The 3,761-nt window shown below is 32.7% G+C and carries 5 protein-coding genes and 1 pseudogene; 1 reads left to right on the top strand and 5 read right to left on the bottom strand.

Going from position 1 to position 3,761, the window contains the following annotated elements:
• Positions 1 to 72: 72 nt before the first annotated feature.
• Entirely contained in the window at positions 73 to 918 is an 846-nt protein-coding gene (locus Q0W04_RS10540) for a methanogenesis marker 8 protein (RefSeq protein ID WP_298503073.1), read from the bottom strand.
• A gap of 80 nt (positions 919 to 998) precedes the next feature.
• On the opposite strand from Q0W04_RS10540, the gene Q0W04_RS10535 reads away from it, so the two are divergent.
• A complete protein-coding gene (locus Q0W04_RS10535) occupies positions 999 to 1,385 on the top strand; it encodes a helix-turn-helix domain-containing protein (RefSeq protein ID WP_298503071.1) in 387 nt (128 codons plus the stop codon).
• A 33-nt stretch (positions 1,386 to 1,418) separates the two neighbouring features.
• Here Q0W04_RS10535 and Q0W04_RS10530 read toward each other — a convergent pair whose 3' ends face one another.
• From Q0W04_RS10530 to Q0W04_RS10515, 4 genes and pseudogenes are all read right to left on the bottom strand, one after another.
• Positions 1,419 to 1,796, bottom strand: coding sequence for a HEPN domain-containing protein (locus tag Q0W04_RS10530; protein ID WP_188118149.1), 378 nt, complete (start codon positions 1,794 to 1,796; stop codon positions 1,419 to 1,421).
• Entirely contained in the window at positions 1,789 to 2,094 is a 306-nt protein-coding gene (locus Q0W04_RS10525; protein ID WP_149732498.1) for a nucleotidyltransferase domain-containing protein, read from the bottom strand. The genes Q0W04_RS10530 and Q0W04_RS10525 overlap by 8 nt, the downstream gene beginning before the upstream one ends.
• A gap of 99 nt (positions 2,095 to 2,193) precedes the next feature.
• Positions 2,194 to 3,117 (bottom strand): DUF1848 domain-containing protein, encoded by a 924-nt coding sequence (locus tag Q0W04_RS10520; protein WP_298503069.1) that lies wholly within the window; start codon positions 3,115 to 3,117, stop codon positions 2,194 to 2,196.
• Between the two features lie 26 nt (positions 3,118 to 3,143).
• Positions 3,144 to 3,761: pseudogene (locus Q0W04_RS10515) on the bottom strand (thiolase domain-containing protein); the annotation flags it as partial.

The following is a 3,761-nucleotide window of genomic DNA, read 5'->3' as shown; positions in this document are numbered from 1 at the left end:
ATAATACTTCATTTATTTGAAGTAACAGTATTAACTACATCTAAATGAAGTACTTCAAATTGATAAATGAAATTAGATTAATGGCTTAGGACTTTGAGTGAAATCCTGAGGATACTTTTTTTCACATAACTCATATCCAATATATTCCAATCTTTCATTGAGCAATCTTTTTCCATTTTCGGTTACTGCATACAATGGAACTTTTTTTCCAGCATAATATGGTTTTCTTTCTTCAGCAGTTTCCCGTATGTTTATGGAAGAGCATCCTGAAATCACATCAGCATAATCAAATAACATCTCCGCCTCTTTTTTGGAAACGTTGGTTGTATGTGCTACGAAAATATATATGTTGACATCTTCAGGTTTTGGATGTTGCCTTAAATCCTTAACCATTTCTGTTGGAATAATTGTTATTGCAATGTTTTTATATCCTCTTTCAATTGCCATTTCAAGACCTTTTAATGGATTCAACTCTGCAGTTTCAGGATTTAAAACATTTTCTCTTCCAACTTTATCCATTACCTCATCAATTGGAGTGGTGCTTATCAATGCGGAAACTCTTCCTCCAACTCCCTGAACAAGCTCAGCGTCATCAATCAGCAATGTCCCTACTCCCTCACATGCTCCAACCACACAATCAACATTGCCATTGATCATGTTGGTTTTTAATGTTTCGCTGGTTCCAAAGCTCATTGTGTCTTCAACATCAATTGACCTTTGTGGAGTGCACATTCCAAATTCATCTATTCTTTTGTTAATGTTGGATTTGATGAATTCTTTTGTCAAATCACCATTATGCTGACCATTGTCAAATATGGAACAGTAATCAACTACCGGTTCTCCAATGTAGGTTATTTTCCCGTTTTCTATTACGACTTCAGCTTTTCCTAATGCTTCAATTACATGTCTGTCATTCATACAATCACCAGATAACAAATGTTATATACAATGCTTTTTAAATAGATTTTGTAAGGAAAAACTCACAATAGGTCAAAAAGATGAAAAAAATTAAAGATTACGATGACAATTGCCCCATAGACGATACATTGAAATTGATATCCAAAAAATGGGTGATATTTATCATCAGAGACATATTCTTAGGAAAAAAGCAATTCAGCGAATTTTTAGAAGAAAAAACATTGAGCAACAGAGTACTGACAGACACACTCAAATTCATGGAAGACAATGATTTAATTACAAAACAAGTTTTTGAAAATGACATCAAAACTGAATATTCACTAACACAAAAAGGATTCAATCTAAACAAAATTCTCTATAATATGCTGGAATACGGCCTCAATGAAGTAAACAGCGGAAATCTATCTGAAAAACAAAAAGAAGAATTATTAAATGAGTATGAAGTCATTTTTAAAATCAATGATTAATTTTAACGACTATTCTCATAACATATTAGAAAATTATAAAAATTTTTTAGTTTCTTTTAAAAATTCTTCTGCCTGATTAATTCTTTTTTTAGCTAAATCTTCCCCAATAGAGTCTATTGCAGAATAATCAGCATCTTCCCTGTCTGATTGAGCATTAGTCAAATATTTATACACATTATATCTGAATTCATCTTCATGAACATATTTTAAACTGAACAACTGAATCAAACCTTGATGAGTTTTAGGGACATTGCATTCCTTCTTAATCAATAACGCTTTAGCGCATAAAAACATTGAATAATAAGATAAACTAACTGAATCTGCATAACCTTCAATTTCAAATAAAGCTTTACTATGTTTTAATTTTGTTTCAGCCTTAACAATAAAAGCAAGTACCTCTTCATTATCCAATTGGTACACCATCCTTTAAAACATTAGTTAAAAATGAGAAATTTTTAGTTTTATTGAATAAGTCTTCATTAATTACATGAGCTGAAATAAGTTCTTGTTTATCATACATAATCCATGCAATTTCCTCTGAAATAATATCATCTATATCTTCACGATGATTGGAAATTATTAGAATATCAATGTCTGATTCCTCATGATCATCACCACGAGCAACAGAACCAAATAATATGATTTTAATAATTTTATCACTGTTAATTGCATTTGCAAACTCACGAGCAATCTCAACTCTATTATACATTAATAACCACCATAGATTATTAGATAATAATTAATTTAAATTTTATCAATAATAAATATTTACTAACTGCGACTTTATGAAAAACTTGATTAATTAATATTAAAATAATCTAGTTTGTGTATCAATATAGCTAGGTTCATTAACTTCCTTTACATCATCACCATCATTAACTTCACCAATCAGCAAAGGTGAATCAGGATTATGCAACTTTTGGTTCCTTTTGACTAACTGCATATTGCTGTTGGCATAACAATACTTACATCCATGCATACACGTATTATATGCTCCAATATCCCTTCCAAATATACACTCACATTCACGAATCCTATATTTTCCTTTAGGGATTTTTAAATTATTCCCAATTGCATTTTCAATTACCTGTTGTGTCATACAGCCTGATGAGTCAAATCCGAATTGGTCAAGCAATGTACCCTCAACACATGTTTTCATTTGAATATCATACTTTCGAGCAATATTGGCAAAGTTTTGACCAATGATTAATCTTTCATCAGTTGTTACTTCATCAACTTCAGGAAAATTTCTCAAGACTTTCTGATATAAATCAATGAAACTAATTGTGCAATCATTGGTGAAATCAGAAAGTTGTGATGCCATCTCTTCAAATTTGTCTATGTGAAACTCAATATCATATTTTTCACTGATAAAAATGGGGTCATATCTCCAGGAAACCTTGTTTATCCCCAATGTTTCAGACAATTCCTGAAATGACTTGATAACCTGTTTATAATTTGGTACATTAACTTCAATATCTTTACCATAAGGAGTTATTGTTACAAACCAAAACTGATCATATTCATTTAGAAAATCAATATTCCTCAATAATGGTTTTGGGTTTTTAGTGCAGAAACACAAACAGTCAATGATTTTAGAGTCTAAAGGATATCTGTAAATATCATCATTATAGGGATTTCTTGTGCAGACAAAACCCTCATCCACTCTGTTTAAGAACCATTTGGAGAAAAAAGCAGGAATATCTGTTCTTGAACCAGTATTGATTATCATAAAAAAAAAGAAAAAGTAAAAGAGATTTATAAATCTCTTCCGAAAATATGTACTGCTGCAGTACCGCCGGTTCCACCGATATTGTGGGTCATACCGATTTCTGCACCATCAACTTGACGTCCGCCAGCTTCTCCTCTGAGTTGCCATACAACTTCAGCAGCCTGAGCAATACCTGTAGCACCTAATGGGTGTCCACGTGCCTTAAGACCACCTGAAGTGTTTATTGGGAAATCACCATCGATTTCAGTTTGTCCTTCTTCAATAGCTATTCCACCTTTACCTTTCTCAGTAAATCCTAAGTCCTCTACTGCTAAAAGCCCGTTGATTGAGAAACAGTCATGCACTTCAGCCAAATCAATGTCTTTAACTGTTACTCCTGCCATATCATAAGCTTTTCTGGAAGCGACTTTTGTAGATTCAATGGTAGTGATATCTTTTCTGTCGTGTAAAGTCAATGTTCCAGAAGCCTGTGTAGAAGCTTTTACATAGATTGGAGTGTCAGTGTATTTTTTAGCATCTTCTGCAGGCACCATTACAATTGCTGCTGCTCCGTCACTTACTGGAGAACAGTCAAGAAGTGTCAATGGGTCTGCAACCATTGTAGAGTTAATAACCTTATCCACAGTCACTTCAAATGGGAATTG

The organism is uncultured Methanobrevibacter sp. (assembly GCF_947170395.1).
Lineage (GTDB): Archaea > Methanobacteriota > Methanobacteria > Methanobacteriales > Methanobacteriaceae > Methanocatella.
Note: the sequence above shows the minus strand (reverse complement) of the source record. Positions and strands in the feature narration are given on the sequence as shown.

Bases quoted from the DNA above. Each gene is read 5' to 3' on its own strand.
- Q0W04_RS10540 (WP_298503073.1), bottom strand. From the start codon at position 918: ATGAATGACAGACATGTAATTGAAGCATTAGGAAAAGCTGAAGTCGTA.
- Q0W04_RS10535 (WP_298503071.1), top strand. From the start codon at position 999: ATGAAAAAAATTAAAGATTACGATGACAATTGCCCCATAGACGATACA.
- Q0W04_RS10525 (WP_149732498.1), bottom strand. From the start codon at position 2,094: ATGTATAATAGAGTTGAGATTGCTCGTGAGTTTGCAAATGCAATTAAC.
- Q0W04_RS10520 (WP_298503069.1), bottom strand. From the start codon at position 3,117: ATGATAATCAATACTGGTTCAAGAACAGATATTCCTGCTTTTTTCTCC.